The following is a 13,643-nucleotide window of genomic DNA, read 5'->3' as shown; positions in this document are numbered from 1 at the left end:
CCTAGGGTGGTGGATGTGGCTGAGGTGCGGAGGGTTTCTGGGGCCGGGAGGTTGGCGCGGGCGGGGTTTGCGGACTCCGCGCGGGCCGGGCGGATGCTCGAGCAGTTGGACGCTCTCGACGCGTTGAGCGCGCCGGGGGAGTACAGCCCGATGGCCGGCGACAAGTTGATCGCGTCGCTGTCGGAGTCGGCTGATCCCGATCTCGCGCTGACCGGTCTGCTCGGGATCGCGGAGTCGCTGCACGCGGGCGAGTTCGACCTCGCGGCCTTCGCGCGCACCCTCGACGTGGATGCCGACTTCCGCCGCCGGCTCGTCTACGTGCTCGGTGCCAGCGAAGCGCTCGGACGACACCTGAGCGTGCATCCGCGGCATTGGTACGACCTCGCCGACCCGGCGTTGGCGGCGTCCCGCCCGACGCCGGACGATGTCGCCGCCTGCCTCGCCACCGCGGTCGGTGCTCCGCAGCCGGTGGACGCGCTCCGGGTGGAGTACCGGCGGCTGTTGCTGCGGCTCGCGGCGCGCGATCTCGCCGAAGGGTTGCCCGTCGACGAGACCGCCGCAGTACTGGCTGATCTGGCCGGTGGTGCCCTGGAGACCGCCTTGCAGATCGCGCGCAACGAGTATTTCCAGTTGCATCCGGAGGCGGCCGACTGCCGGCTCGCGATTGTTGCTATGGGCAAGTGTGGCGGCCGGGAGCTGAACTATGTCAGCGATGTCGACGTGCTGTTCGTCGCCGAGCCGCTGGAGGGCGAGCCGGAGGCGCCCGCGCTGAAGACCGCCACGCAACTGGCGGTCGCGACGATGCGGACCTGCTCGGCGCACACAGCCGAGGGGACGCTGTGGCCGGTCGACGCCGCGTTGCGGCCGGAGGGCAAGTCAGGACCGCTGGTCCGGACGCTCGACAGCCACCTCGCGTACTACCAGCGGTGGGCGAAGACCTGGGAGTTCCAGGCACTGCTCAAGGCACGACCCATCGCGGGTGACCCCGACCTCGGCCGCGCGTACGCCGAGAAGACCGGCCGGCTGGTCTGGTCGGCTGCTGACCGTGAGGGTTTCGTCGGTGATGTCCAGGCGATGCGGAGGCGGGTCGTCGACCACATTCCGGCCGCGGATGCGGATCGCCAGCTCAAGCTCGGTCCGGGCGGATTGCGCGATGTCGAGTTCGCAGTACAGCTGCTGCAGTTGGTGCATGGGCGTAGCGACGAGTCGGTGCGGAGCGGGACCACGCTGATCGCGCTGGAGCAGTTGACCAGCTCCGGGTATGTGGGGCGGACCGACGGCGCAGTACTGGCTGATGCTTATCGGTTCCTGCGGTCGATGGAGCATCGGATCCAGCTGTACCGGCTGCGGCGTACGCATCAGGTGCCGGACGATGACGACGATCTGCGCCGGCTCGGGCGTTCGCTGGGGTTCACGAAGAACCCGATCGACGACCTGACCACGGCGTGGAAGAAGCACGGGCTCGAAGTCCGCCGGTTGCACGAGAAGCTCTTCTACCGGCCGCTGCTGGCCGCGGTCGCGCGGATCCCCGGCAACGAGGTGCGGCTGACGCCCGAGGCCGCCAAGCAGCGGCTGACCGCGCTCGGGTACGCCGATCCGTCGTCGGCCCTGCGCCACATCGAGGCCTTGTCGGAGGGAGTGTCGCGGCGATCGTCGATCCAGCGGGCGTTGCTGCCGGCGATGCTCGGGTGGTTCGCCGAGTCGCCGGATCCCGATGCGGGATTGCTTGCCTTCCGCACCATCTCGGACTCGCTCGGCTCGACACCGTGGTACCTGCGGCAGTTGCGCGACGAGGGCGCGTCGGCTGAGCGGCTCGCCCACTTGCTGGCCAGCGGCCGGTACGCCGTTGACCTGTTGCAGCGTGCTCCCGAGGCGACGGCGATGCTCGCGGACGAGCGGGAGTTGTCGCCGCGCGCCCTCGAGTCGCTGCTGACCGAGATGTCGGCGGCAGGGCGCCGGCAGGACGAGCCGGTTGCGGCGGTCGCCGCGATTCGTGGGGCGCGGCGGCGGGAGTTGTTCCGGATCGCGGCGGCTGATCTGTCCGGGCTGCTCGAGGTCGAGGCGGTCGGGGAGGCGCTCACGACGGTTTCGGTGGCGACGCTGACGGCCGCGCTCGAGGTCGCCCGGCGGACTGTGGCGAAGGGTCAGCCCGTGCCGACGCGGATGGCGATCGTCGCGATGGGACGGTTCGGCGGGCACGAGTTGAGCTATGGCAGCGATGCGGACGTGATGTTCGTGCACGACCCGGTGCCCGGCGCGTCCGAGAAGGCGGCAACGGACTTCGCCACACAGGTCGCGACGGAGCTGCGGCGACTGCTGGCCCTGCCCGGCGCGGACCCCGCCGTGGCGATCGACGCCGACTTGCGACCGGAGGGCCGGCAGGGCCCGCTGGTGCGCACACTTGCTTCCTACGCCTCGTACTACGCCCGCTGGTCGGCCGTGTGGGAGGCGCAGGCGTTGTTGCGTGCCGACCCGCTGTGCGGCGATGCCGAACTGTGCAAGGCGTTTCGCGAGTTGATCGACCCGCTGCGGTACCCGGCGGGCGGGATCCAGGACCGCGACGTGATGGAGATCCGCCGGATCAAGGCCCGCGTGGACGCGGAACGGCTGCCGCGCGGGGCTGACCCGGCGACGCATACGAAGCTCGGTCGTGGCGGACTGGCGGACATCGAGTGGACCGTCCAGTTGCTGCAGATGCGCTATGCCCATCGGATCGAAGGGCTCCGAACGACCCGCACCCTCGGCGCCCTGCGAGCAGCCGTCGACGTCGGACTGGTCGAAGCACCCGATGCCGACGTCCTGAGCCGCGCCTGGGAACTGGCCACGCGCATCCGCAACGCCATCATGCTCGTCCGCGCCCGCCCCGGCGACTCCCTCCCACGCGACCCCCGAGACCTAGCCGCAGTAGCCCAGATCTGCGGCTACAACGCCGGCGAATCCTCCCGCTTCTCCGACGACTACCTCCGCCGAACCCGCCAAGCCCGCAACGTAGTAGACCGCCTGTTCTGGGGCGACTGAAGCACAACCCTAGGATTGGGGGGTGGAGACGGTGGATCAGGTTCGGCAGGCTGGGGTGTTCAGTCATGTCCGGCGGAGTGTTCGGATGACGGTGGGGCAGCAGCGGGTTTGGGAGACCAACTGGGGTGACCTCGGTCGCAAGCTTGAAGATTTGCCGGCTGGGACTGTTGATCTGGGTGCTTGGTTCGGGCGGGAAGCGCCTACCGTGTTGGAGATCGGGTCTGGGATGGGGGAGGGGACCGCGCAGTTGGCGCGGCAGGCTCCTGAGGTCAATCATCTGGCGGCTGAGGTGTATCCGGCCGGTCTAGGGCAGCTGATGTTGTGGGTGGAGAAGTACGAGTTGGACAACGTCCGGCTGCTGCACGGTGATGCGCTCGACTTTCTTCGTGACCACGTGCAGCCCGACACCCTCGCCGGAGTACGGGTCTTCTTTCCTGATCCGTGGCAGAAGAAGCGTCATCACAAGCGCCGGCTGATCACCGCGCCTTTCGTCAAGCTGCTCGCCTCCCGGCTCGCTCCCGGTGGAAGGTTGCATCTGGCAACTGACTGGCAGGACTACGCCGATTCCATGCTGGCGATCTGCGAGGCTGAGCCGCTGCTGGTCAACGAGTACGACGGCTGGGCGCCGCGACCCGATTGGCGACCGGTCACCAAGTTCGAGTCACGCGCGCATGCCGAGGGCCGGGTCTGTCACGACCTCATGTTCACGAAGTCCGCGACGTGAAGTTCCAGTGACCTGACGGCACAGTGAAGACGCAGTAGCCGTCCCGGTGCACCGGTTCGCCCGCATACGGGGCCGGCACCGCGGTCACATCGCACGTGTTCTCCGCCGGCACATGTACTTCGGCAGTCGCCCCCACCGGCACCTGTACTTCGAGCTGGAACACTCGCCCGACCCGTCGCCACGACACCGACACCCGGCCGCGCACGGTGTCAGTCCGCAGCGAAGCCGAGTCGACCTGCGTTCGCGCATCCGGCCGGACCAAGATCCGCTCCCACCCGTTCGCGAGAGTGCGCAGCCCGGCGACGTTCTCCAGCAACCACTGCGCAACAGTCCCCTGGAAGTAGTGGTCGCGCGACCGCGTGTCCGTCTCCCACATCTCCCACATCGTGTCGGCACCGTTGTCGAACCAGTAACCCCAGCTGGGATAAGTCCGCTGCAGAGCCACCTTCGCCGCCACGTCGGCATGACCGTGCGCGGTCAGCACCGGAAGCAGTACGCCGACCCCAAGACAACCCGTGTTGAGATGGAAGCCACGAGCCTCGATGTCCGCGACCAAGTTCGCCACCACAGCAGGAACCAGCTCATCGGGCACCAGCCCAAAAGCGAGCGGTACTGCGTTGGACGTCTGCCGATAGTCCGGATCCGAGTCCGACCGGTAGATCCCGGCCGAGCGATCGAGGAAGGCTCGGTTCAGCCCGTCCGCGAGTTCGGCCGCTGCCTTGCGCAGGCGATCCACCTCACTCGACCGGCCAAGAATCTCGGCGATCTCTGCCCCGGCGAGTACTGCGCGATGCAGGTACGCAGTACCGGTGAGGCGGCGGTCCTCGGGTGGGGGGCCTTCGGGGTAGCCCGGTGGGATCCAGTCGCCGAGGACGCTGAGGGACAACCCGTCTTCCACCCGATCGAGTTCGTAGTCGAGGTAGCGCAGTACTGCGTCCCAGTGGTCGGCGAGCAGTCGCTCGTCGCCGTACCAGCGGTGCATCTCGCGGAGGACGAACGGGTAGACGGTCGACCATTCGGTGGCGGGCGCGAGTTCGGTGTAGCCCCAGTCGCCGGTCGGCACGATCACCGGCAACCGGCCGTCGGCGTCCTGGCTGTCGCGCAGGTCGCCGAGCCACTTGGTGAAGAACCGGGCCATGCCGAGGGTGCCGGCCATCGTCGGCGCGCCGACCTGCGCGTCACCGGTCCAGCCGTTCTTCTCCAGCTTCGGGGTGTCGGTCGGGATGCCGTGCAGGTTGTTCAGCACGGTCCGCCGCATCGCCTGGTCGATCTGCTCGTACAGCGGCTGACTCGCGCTGAACCGGCTGATCGTCGCGACATCGGAGTGCACCACCCGCATCGTCACCGAGCCCGTCGTCGGCTCGCCGGGGAATCCTTCGAGCTGCACGTAGCGGAAGCCCTTGTAGGAGAAGCGCGGCTCCCACTCCTCGACACCGTTGCCCGCGGCAATGTACTCGTCGCGCTGGAAGCGCTCCTTGTGCACGTGCTTGTTCTTCGCGAAAACGGTGCCGTCGGCAAGCAACCACTCACCATGGGTCAGGCTGATCGTCGTACCGGCCGGGGCGCTCACCCGAAGCTTGGTCCAGCCGGCCGTGGTCCGGCCGAAGTCGGCGATCCACACGCCAGGCTTCGGCTGGGTGAACGACACCGGAGCGACGTCCTCGATCACCCGGATCGGTTCGTGTTCCTGCGCGCGAACCTGACCACGCGGAGCCGGTACGACGAGCGCCGCGCTCCAGCCGGAGTCGTCGAAGCCGGCCTCGTCCCACCCGTCGGGGTGCAGCCGGGCATCGTAGGTCTCGCCGCAGAACAACGAGTCGGAGCGAGTCGGCCCATCGGTCACCCGCCACGCGTCGTCGGTGACGATCTCGGTCACGGTGCCGTCGGAGTGCTCGATCACGAGCCGGGCAAGCAGCCGCGGCTCGGCGTTCCACGGGGTCTGGTGCCAGCGCCAGGTGTTCGAAGTCGACAGCCCGAAGAACCCACGACCGAGCTCCGCCCCGAGCACGTTGTCCCCGGAACGCAGCAACCCGGTCACGTCGTACGCGACCGACAACACGGTCTCGTCGTAGTCGGTGAAGCCGGGATCGAGCACCGAGTCGCCGACGCGCTGCCCGTTGATCCGCAGCTCCTGGTAGGCGAGCCCGCTCGCATACAACCGCGCCCGCTCCACCGGCGCCCCCAACGCGAAAGCTCGCCGCAGCAGCGGAGCCGGAACGTCAACATCTCGTACTTCGTCCCGCGCGCCGATCCACTGCGCCGAACCGAACCCCTCGTCGAGCAGCCCGGTCTCGAACCAGCTCGCGGCACTCCACCGGCCCACCTGGTCAAGGCCGTCCCACAACCGGACGGCCCAGTGGTACCGAGTCCGCGGCGAGAGTGCTGGCCCGTCGTACTCGATGCCAAAGCTCCGAGCGGAGGCAACCTGACCCGAGTCCCACACATCGGCCGCTTCCGGCGTCAGCAACTCAGGCGAAGACGCCACCAGCACCTGGTACGCCGATTGCGTCGCGCCGTACCCGGGTGCGGTGGCGATCCAGCCGAGTCGCGGCCTGGCCGCGTCGGTGCCGAGCGGGCGGTCGGCGTACTCGGTGGTGAGCTTGTCCGCGGTCAATGGTCCACCAGGGGTCCAGCTGTCCGGGGCAACAGGCATCAGGCAAGCTCCTCACCAAGGCGACAGTCCCGAAGGACCGTATGCACCTGTGCGACCGGCCCGCAATCCCCATGTCCTGATCTGGACAGATCACGACCGAGGCGTGAGCGCCAACGCCCACAATCTGTCGGGAACCAGCCGGGCGGCGCGCATTAGGAGTGACATCTGCCACGGGAAGACGATCCGGGCGGACTGCTGCTCGATCCCGGCCGCGATCGCCCGGCCGGCCTGCTCGGCCGAGACGATGAACGGCATCAGGAAGGTGTTCTGCTCGGTCATCTCCGTCTCGACGAAGCCGGGACAGACAGTCAGTACGTCGATGCCGTCGGGGCGCAGCCGGACTCGCAGGGCTTCGAGCAGGTTGATCTGCGCGGCCTTCGTCGCGCCGTACGCCTCGGAGCCGGGCAGCCCGCGGTATCCGGCGACCGATGAGATGCCGACGATCATGCCGGCTCGCTGCGCCTTCATCCGGGGGATCAGCTCGCCGAGGCAGTTGGCCATCCCGGTGAGGTTGACCTGGAGATGCCGGTTGAACGACTCGACGTCGAAGTCGTCGCCCATTTGTTGCCAGTAGCCCGCACTCAGGACGGCGATGTCGATGCCACCCAACTCGGCCGCGACCACCCCGGCCGCCTGGCGAACCTGCTCGGCGTCCGTGATGTCACACGGCACCGCCGTCATCAGTTCGCCCGCGACCTCCTGCAGCGCGTCGGCGCGCCGAGCGGAGATCGCGACAGCAGCGCCCCGGCGGCACAGCTCCTTCGCGAGCGCCGCGCCGATGCCCGACGATGCGCCCACGACCCAGATCCGGCGGCCTGCGAGTTCCATGTCAGTCCTTTCGCACCAGAGCGAGTTGAGAGACACCCAGGTACCCGGCGCGGAAGCCGGCCTCGGAGTACGCGAGATAGAACTCCCACATCCGCCGGAAGACGGCGTCGAAGCCGAGGTTCGCGACCTCTCCGGCCCGCGAGGTGAAGCGCTCCCGCCACAGCCGCAGCGTGTGGGCGTAGGACGGTCCGAAGTCGCGCCGCTGCTCGATCCTGAGTCCGCCTGCCGTGGCGGCGATCTGCTCGATCGCGGTCAGCGACGGGATCAGGCCGCCCGGGAAGATGTACTGGTGGATCCAGCCCTGCGCATGCTGGGTGGCAAGGAGCCGGTCGTGGGGCATGGTGATCGACTGCAGCGCGAACCGCCCGCGGGGCGCCAGCAACCGGTCGATCGTCGCGAAATAGGCCGGCCAGTACCGCGCTCCGACGGCCTCGATCATCTCGACACTGACCACCGCGTCGTACTGGCCTCGCGCGTCGCGGTAGTCGCGGAGCTCGACCTCTGCGTCGACTCCGGCTTCGGCGATTCGTTTGCGGGCGAGGTCGCGTTGCTCGGCCGAGAGCGTCACCGAGGTGACGATCGCGCCGCGTTCGGCGGCCTGGATGGCGAGTTGTCCCCAGCCGGTGCCGATCTCCAGCAGGCGGGTGCCGGGTTGGACGCCCGCGTAGTCGAGCACGCCGTCGATCTTGCGGCGCTGCGCCGCGGCGAGCTGCCCGAAACCCGTAGGCTGCCCGTCGAACCAGGCCGACGAGTACGTCATCGTCTCGTCCAGGAACAGCCCGAAGAGCTCGTTGGACAGGTCGTAGTGCCGGGCGATGTTCGAGCGCGCACCCGACCGGTCGTTGATCTCCTCACGGGGCATTCGCGGCTCGATCAGCTTGCGGAAGCGCTGCAGGACCGGCGGGACGAGGTCGCCCAGCTTCTGCGCGAAGACTGTGAGCAGGTCGGCCAGGTCGGTGCCGTCACCCGGTCGCCAGTCACCGGCCAGGTACGCCTCGCCGAAACCGATCTTGAGGTCGGCGCCGATCCGGTGGAAGAACTGTTCCCCAACGATCTCCAGCACAGGTGCGCCCGGACCACCCGCGCCAAGCCGGCTGCGGTCGGGTAGCAGGACGACGAGGGGAAGGTCACGGACCGCTCTGCGCAGGATCCGCCGCGCCGCTGCGGCCCGCACCGGGCTGTACGGCGTACGGGCGACGCCGGGCCAACGGTCTGCATCGACAAGGGGCAGGGAACTCATCGGACTCCCTCCGGTGGAGTGTGGGGCTCTCGACGGACCACCGGGAGGTGGCGCAGCCAGAGCCAGACACCATGGATTCGGATCAGCGCCCAGACCTGATAGGTCACGAAGGGTGTGAGTAACGCCGCTTTGAGGACCGTCAGCCGCCTCGCCGGCCGGGCCCGACCGGTGAAGGCTGCCGAGAACACCCTGTGCTCGCGCTGGACCAGGTCGATTGCCACGGAGACCCGCTCTGCGTCCAGCCGCAACGTCACGTAGTACCGGCCGTTGACGGTGAAGAACGGCGAGACGTAGAACTCCTTGCCCAGCGTGAAGCGTCCGTTGGCGTCAGGTCTCGCCAGCTGTGCGTGCCGCTCGCCGTAGGTGTTGTGGATCTCCAGTACTACGCAGCGCAGCTCGCCGCTCGAGGTGAGACACCAGAAGACGCTCAGTGGGTCGAATACGAACCCGAGCGGGCTTCTGGCGTTGGCCAGCATCACTACTCGGTCGTCCGGCTGCAGGGGTACGCCTTGCGCCTTCGTGAAGGCGGCCACGTTGGCACGCAATGAGGTGCCCGGGCCTAGGTGGTCGGAGGCAGAGAACCGACGGCGGGGGAGGTCGTCGACGTCTACGAGCCACTGGTACGTGCGGTAGCGGAAGCGGTGGCGCAGTGGCATCCGCCGGGAGTGACTGACGTGGCCGACCACTAGGGCCGGCAGCTGGGGGAGAGTCACCATGAGGCGCCGAGCCTCTCGGCTGCCTCGACTCCCGATCGGCAGCCGTCCTCGTGGAAGCCCCAGCCGAGGTGTGCGCCGGCGAAAGCGAGTCGTGGGCCGCCGGCGGTTCGTAGTACGGGTGCTGCGGCTACTGACTCCGGGGTGAAGACCGGGTGCGCGTAGGTCATCTGTGCGGTGACGCTGGTCGGGTCTACCCAGCCGTGTGGGTTCAGGGTGACCAGGTGCTCGTCTGGGCTCTGCAGGCCTTGCAGGCGGTTCATCCAGTAGCTGACGAGGACCTGCGACTGGTCGGTGTCGCAGCTGGCCATGCGGTAGTTCCAGGACGACCTCGCCCGCTTCGCGATCGGCAGCACGCTGGTGTCCGTGTGCAGCCAGGTCGGGTTCGTCGAGTAGCGGAACGTGGCGAGCAGCGTCTTCTCGTCGGGCGTCGCGTCGGCCAGGAGGTCGAGTGCGGTGTCGGCATGAGTGGCCACGACAACCTGGTCGAACTCCTCGGTCCGGTCGGTGATCACCTCGACGGCGTCGTCGTGCCGCAGTACTGCGCGCACCGGCGTCGAGGTGCGCACTTCGGCGATCCGGGCGACCACGGCGTCGACGTACGCGCGCGAACCGCCGCTGACAGTGCGCCACTGCGGGGAGCCGCTCACCGTCAGCATGCCGTGGTGCTCCAGGAAGCGGAACAGGTACTGCGCCGGGTAGAGCCCGGCATCGGCGGAGCCGGCCGACCAGACACACGCCACCAGCGGCAGGGCGAAGTGCCGGGCGAAGTACTGCGAGAAGCCGCGTGTGCGGAGGAAGTCTGCCCAGGTCAGGTCGTCACCGGTGCGGAGCACCTTCCGGGCTTCCCGGTGGAAGCGGGGGACCTCGGTGAGCATCCGGAGGAACCTGGGATCGCCGGCTCGATGCGGCTGGCTGAGTACGCCGGCGGCCCCGCGCCCGCCGGCGTACTCCAGACCGCAGCCGTCGCAGTGCACGCTCATGCTCATCTCGGTCGGCTGGGTGCGGATGCCCAGTTCGGCGAAGAGGCGGAGGAGATTGGGGTAGGTGCGCTCGTTGTGCACGATGAAGCCGCTGTCGATCCGCAGGGCGTTGCCGGCCGAATCCGTCACGTCGTGGGTGTGCGCGTGGCCGCCGGGGCGGCCGTCGGCCTCGAAGACGGTGACGCGATGGGTTCGGCTGAGCAGGTAGGCCGCGGTCAGGCCGGAGACTCCGGAGCCCAGGACCGCGGCGGTCGGACGGTCGCCGGTCATAACCGAAAGCCTTCCCGTTGCATAAGTTTCGAACAAGTTTTGCCCGCTTGTTCGTCGCTGTCGGGGAGTCTTCGGTGCCGTCCGATGTCCGGATCGGTCGACGGAGTTGTCTCAGTGCGTGATTTTGTGTCTCACATCGCGAAACCACAGCCCGTTGATGGACTTTGTCAGGTTTCATGGTGTGCATGCAGGTCACCGCCAACAGGCCATCCGACGCGCTCACCCGCCGTCGGCATGTCGACCTGCTCCGCGTCGCCTCCGCAACCTGTTGACCTTCGGCGCCTTCTCAGCTGCTGCCTGAGCTCTTTCTCTCCAGCCTGCTCTGATCCCGCCCGCGACCACGGTCGCCCGCACCCTTCGAAGGTCAACCCTGTGAGCATCACGAGCTTCCGTCCTGCCCGTGTCCTGGCCGCCTCGGCCGCCGTCCTGTCCCTCCTCGCCGCCGTTGCCGGGTGCACGCGTGCTGACCGCGGCGACACCGCGGCCGCCGCGTCCGACAAGGGCCCCGCCACCGAGCTGCGGCTCGGGTACTTCCCGAACGTCACCCACGCGGCCGCCCTGGTCGGCCTCGGCAAGGGGCTGTTCAGCAAGGAGCTGGGCAACACCAAACTGGTCCCGACCAAGTTCAACGCCGGCCCGGAGGCGGTCGGCGCGCTGCTCGGCGGCTCCCTGGACGCGTCGTTCATCGGCTCCGGCCCAGCGATCAACGCCTACGCGAAGTCCAACGGTGAGGCCGTCCGGTTGATCGCCGGTACGACGTCCGGCGGCGCGCAACTGGTCGTCAAGCCGGGCATCACCAAGCCGGAGGACCTGGCGGGCAAGACCGTCGTCACTCCGCAGCTGGGCAACACCCAGGACGTGTCGCTGAAGAAGTGGCTGGCCGAGCAGAAGCTGACCGACAAGGTCAAGGTGACCAACCTGGAGAACGCGCAGACCCTGGACGCGTTCAAGAAGGGCGAAGTGGACGCCGCCTGGCTGCCCGAGCCCTGGTCGTCACGGCTGGTCCTCGACGCGGGCGCGAAGGTGCTGCTGGACGAGGCCTCGTTGTGGCCGAACGGCAAGTTCCCGACCACTGTGCTGATCGTCCGGACGCAGTTCCTGCGGGAGCACCCGGAGTCGGTGAAGCAGCTGCTCACCGGTCTGGTCGCGGCGATCGAGGTCAGCAACGCCGACAAGGCGGCCACCAAGACCGAAGTGAACAAGCAACTGCTCGACCTGACCGGCAAGGCGCTGAAACCGGCCGTGATCGACCGGGCCTTCAGCAAGATCGAGATCACCGCCGATCCGATCGCGGCCGACTTCCCGCAGCTGGCCAAGGACCAGGTCACCGCGGGGATCGCCAAGGAGGCGCCGAGCGTGTCCGGTTTCGCCGACCTCGGCCCGCTGAACGAAGTACTGAGCAAGGCCGGAAAGCCCGCCGTTGACGCGGCCGGGCTCGACACGAAGTAGCGCCCCGAAGTGCCTACAGGTACGCCGGTTCCGCAACGAGGAGGCAGACGATGACTGCGACAGTCGAAGCCCGCGAGACGATTCACAGCACCACCGACACCGCCGTACGGCCGGTGCGGTTCCACCAGGTCGGCAAGGCGTTCGGGCACGGGCGCAAGTCCGTCGTGGCGCTGGAGCAGGTCGACCTGGAGGTCGGGGTCGGTGAGTTCGTCTGCCTGCTCGGTGCGTCCGGCTGCGGCAAGACGACGCTGCTGAACCTGGTGGCCGGGCTCGACAAGCCGACCACCGGGCGGATCGAGCTGAGCTCGTCCCGGCCCGCTGTGGTGTTCCAGGAGGCTGCGCTGATGCCGTGGCTCACCGCCGCGGGCAACGTAGAGCTGCCGCTGCGGATGGCCGGAGTACCGAAGGCTGCGCGTCGTGCCAAGGCTGCTGAGCTGCTGGAGCTCGTACGGCTGGGCGGTCTCGGCGACAAGCGTCCGCACGAGCTGTCCGGCGGTATGCGCCAGCGGGTCGCCCTGGCGCGGGCGCTGGCGTCTACGACCGACAACACCGGCTCAGGCGCAGGCAAGCCGTCGCTGCTGCTCATGGACGAGCCGTTCTCCGCGCTGGACGCCATCACGCGAGACGTGATGCAGGGCGAGCTGCTGCGGATCTGGCGAGCCACCGGTACTGCGATCCTGTTCGTCACGCACGATGTCCGCGAGGCGGTGCGGCTCGGGCAGCGCGTAGTACTGCTGTCGTCACGGCCTGGCCGGGTTGTGGAGCAGTGGGACGTCGACGGGCTGTCCGGTGCCGGGGAGGCCGGGGCCGTCGACGAGATCAACGCCGCGTTGCGGAAGGTGATCAGCAGTCATGCCGCAGCCTGATACCGGCGTACGGGATCGCGTCGCCGACGAGTCCGGGTCGGTCGAGGCCGGTCTGGACGCACTCGACACCCCGGTCAACGCACCCGAGGCCGGGTTCGGGCGGCGCTTTCTGAGCAAGGCGCTGCCGCCGGTGGTGGCTCTGGTGTTGCTGGTGGCGATCTGGCAGGCGCTGTGGGCCGCGGCGTTCTGGCCCGAGTTCAAGCTGCCGGCGCCGGTGGACGTCTGGGCGCAGATCTGGCAGCTCGTCACCACCGGCAAGATCATCGAGTTGTTCTGGACCTCGGTGCATCGGGCGGTGATCGGGTTCGCGATCTCGCTGCTGATCGCCGTACCGCTCGGACTGGCGATCGCGCACATCACGGTGGTCCGGCGGGGGATCGGGCCGCTCGTGTCCGGGTTGCAGAGCCTGCCGTCCGTCGCTTGGGTGCCGGCCGCGATCCTGTGGTTCGGGCTGAACGACCGGGCGATCTACTGGGTGGTGCTGCTGGGCGCAGTACCGTCGATCGCGAACGGGCTGGTGTCCGGTCTGGACCAGGTCCCGCCGATCCTGCCGCGGGTCGGCAAGGCTCTGGGCGCTGGGCGGATAGGCGGCATCCGGTACATCCTGCTGCCGGCGGCGCTGCCTGGGTTCCTGGGTGGGCTGAAGCAGGGCTGGGCGTTCTCCTGGCGCTCACTGATGGCCGCGGAGCTGATCGCGACCTCCCCGGATCTGGGCGAGGGCCTCGGTCAGTACCTGCACAACGGGATGTCCCTGTCCGACATCTCGATGGTCTTCGCGGGCGTCCTGCTGATCTTCGTCGTGGGCGTCGGAATCGAACTCTTGGTCTTCCGTCCACTGGAGAACACCGTCCTGCGGGCGCGCGGGCTGACCCGCGCGACCTGACGGGCGCCGTACTGTT

At 68.5% G+C, this 13,643-nt stretch carries 11 protein-coding genes; 6 read left to right on the top strand and 5 right to left on the bottom strand.

Annotated elements, in window-relative coordinates:
• Window positions 1-15: 15 nt before the first annotated feature.
• Both AB0F51_RS36430 and trmB read left to right on the top strand, forming a co-directional pair.
• Window positions 16-3,018 carry a bifunctional [glutamine synthetase] adenylyltransferase/[glutamine synthetase]-adenylyl-L-tyrosine phosphorylase gene (locus AB0F51_RS36430; RefSeq protein WP_360287794.1) on the top strand — a complete coding sequence of 1,001 codons (3,003 nt, stop codon included), beginning with the start codon at window positions 16-18 and terminating at the stop codon, window positions 3,016-3,018.
• Between the two features lie 22 nt (window positions 3,019-3,040).
• The gene (gene trmB, locus AB0F51_RS36425) at window positions 3,041-3,742 is read left to right on the top strand and encodes a tRNA (guanosine(46)-N7)-methyltransferase TrmB (protein WP_360287792.1); all 702 of its coding nucleotides are present in this window, start codon (window positions 3,041-3,043) and stop codon (window positions 3,740-3,742) included.
• Here trmB and AB0F51_RS36420 read toward each other — a convergent pair.
• From AB0F51_RS36420 to AB0F51_RS36400, 5 genes are all read right to left on the bottom strand, one after another.
• Window positions 3,723-6,395, bottom strand: coding sequence for a family 78 glycoside hydrolase catalytic domain (locus AB0F51_RS36420; protein ID WP_360287790.1), 2,673 nt, complete (start codon window positions 6,393-6,395; stop codon window positions 3,723-3,725). The genes trmB and AB0F51_RS36420 overlap by 20 nt on opposite strands.
• Window positions 6,396-6,485: 90 nt before the next feature.
• On the bottom strand, window positions 6,486-7,223 hold the full coding sequence (locus AB0F51_RS36415) for an SDR family NAD(P)-dependent oxidoreductase (RefSeq protein ID WP_360287788.1): 738 nt from the start codon (window positions 7,221-7,223) through the stop codon (window positions 6,486-6,488).
• Between the two features lies 1 nt (window position 7,224).
• On the bottom strand, window positions 7,225-8,463 hold the full coding sequence (locus AB0F51_RS36410; protein ID WP_360287786.1) for a cyclopropane-fatty-acyl-phospholipid synthase family protein: 1,239 nt from the start codon (window positions 8,461-8,463) through the stop codon (window positions 7,225-7,227).
• Entirely contained in the window at window positions 8,460-9,179 is a 720-nt protein-coding gene (locus tag AB0F51_RS36405; protein ID WP_360287784.1) for a DUF1365 domain-containing protein, read from the bottom strand. The genes AB0F51_RS36410 and AB0F51_RS36405 overlap by 4 nt, the downstream gene beginning before the upstream one ends.
• The gene (locus AB0F51_RS36400; protein ID WP_360287782.1) at window positions 9,173-10,429 is read right to left on the bottom strand and encodes an FAD-dependent oxidoreductase; all 1,257 of its coding nucleotides are present in this window, start codon (window positions 10,427-10,429) and stop codon (window positions 9,173-9,175) included. The genes AB0F51_RS36405 and AB0F51_RS36400 overlap by 7 nt, the downstream gene beginning before the upstream one ends.
• 176 nt (window positions 10,430-10,605) lie before the next feature.
• Here AB0F51_RS36400 and AB0F51_RS36395 point away from each other — a divergent pair, with 176 nt between their 5' ends.
• The 4 genes from AB0F51_RS36395 (at window position 10,606) to AB0F51_RS36380 (ending at window position 13,627) form a co-directional block, all read left to right on the top strand.
• A complete protein-coding gene (locus tag AB0F51_RS36395) occupies window positions 10,606-10,701 on the top strand; it encodes a putative leader peptide (RefSeq protein ID WP_360287780.1) in 96 nt (31 codons plus the stop codon).
• Window positions 10,702-10,801: 100 nt separating this feature from the next.
• Window positions 10,802-11,878, top strand: coding sequence for an ABC transporter substrate-binding protein (locus tag AB0F51_RS36390; RefSeq protein WP_360287778.1), 1,077 nt, complete (start codon window positions 10,802-10,804; stop codon window positions 11,876-11,878).
• 50 nt (window positions 11,879-11,928) lie between these two features.
• Window positions 11,929-12,744, top strand: a complete 816-nt coding sequence (locus AB0F51_RS36385) for an ABC transporter ATP-binding protein (RefSeq protein WP_360287776.1) — start codon at window positions 11,929-11,931, stop codon at window positions 12,742-12,744.
• Window positions 12,731-13,627, top strand: a complete 897-nt coding sequence (locus AB0F51_RS36380) for an ABC transporter permease (RefSeq protein ID WP_360287774.1) — start codon at window positions 12,731-12,733, stop codon at window positions 13,625-13,627. The genes AB0F51_RS36385 and AB0F51_RS36380 overlap by 14 nt, the downstream gene beginning before the upstream one ends.
• Window positions 13,628-13,643: the final 16 nt, after the last annotated feature.

The organism is Kribbella sp. NPDC023855, from assembly GCF_040639475.1.
GTDB lineage: Bacteria > Actinomycetota > Actinomycetes > Propionibacteriales > Kribbellaceae > Kribbella.
Note: the sequence above shows the minus strand (reverse complement) of the source record. Positions and strands in the feature narration are given on the sequence as shown.

Excerpts from the sequence above, each read along its gene's own strand:
- AB0F51_RS36420 (WP_360287790.1), bottom strand. The coding sequence starts at position 6,395 with ATGCCTGTTGCCCCGGACAGCTGGACCCCTGGTGGACCATTGACCGCG.
- AB0F51_RS36400 (WP_360287782.1), bottom strand. The coding sequence starts at position 10,429 with ATGACCGGCGACCGTCCGACCGCCGCGGTCCTGGGCTCCGGAGTCTCC.
- AB0F51_RS36415 (WP_360287788.1), bottom strand. The coding sequence starts at position 7,223 with ATGGAACTCGCAGGCCGCCGGATCTGGGTCGTGGGCGCATCGTCGGGC.
- AB0F51_RS36410 (WP_360287786.1), bottom strand. The coding sequence starts at position 8,463 with ATGAGTTCCCTGCCCCTTGTCGATGCAGACCGTTGGCCCGGCGTCGCC.
- AB0F51_RS36395 (WP_360287780.1), top strand. The coding sequence starts at position 10,606 with ATGGTGTGCATGCAGGTCACCGCCAACAGGCCATCCGACGCGCTCACC.
- AB0F51_RS36380 (WP_360287774.1), top strand. The coding sequence starts at position 12,731 with ATGCCGCAGCCTGATACCGGCGTACGGGATCGCGTCGCCGACGAGTCC.
- AB0F51_RS36385 (WP_360287776.1), top strand. The coding sequence starts at position 11,929 with ATGACTGCGACAGTCGAAGCCCGCGAGACGATTCACAGCACCACCGAC.
- AB0F51_RS36405 (WP_360287784.1), bottom strand. The coding sequence starts at position 9,179 with ATGGTGACTCTCCCCCAGCTGCCGGCCCTAGTGGTCGGCCACGTCAGT.